Annotated in this window: 1 pseudogene; it reads left to right on the top strand. The window is 62.7% G+C overall.

What is annotated here, in order from left to right:
* Positions 1–271: pseudogene (locus AC0L3B_RS39520) on the top strand (ABC transporter ATP-binding protein); the annotation flags it as partial.

Raw genomic sequence — 271 nt, 5'->3', positions numbered from 1 at the left:
CTATCTGGAAAAGGCGCGCGTGCTGCATGACGTATGCCTGTCCATCATGGCGGGGGCGATGCTGGGCTGGGCCATTCTGCTGTGGCGCGAGGGCCAGGTTACGGCGGGCGATGTGGTGATGGTCAGCGCGTTGACGTTTCGTATTCTCCATGGCTCGCGCGACCTGGCGCTGGCACTGGTGGAAGCCACTCAACAGATGGGGGTCATTGCCGAAACCCTGGGAATCATCGCCCAGCCCCATGAACTCAGCGATACGCCGGAAGAGCTGGCC

The organism is Bradyrhizobium sp. Kon56 (genome assembly GCF_055807635.1).
The sequence above is the reverse complement of the archived record's forward strand: the minus strand, read 5'-3'. Positions and strand labels throughout refer to the sequence as shown.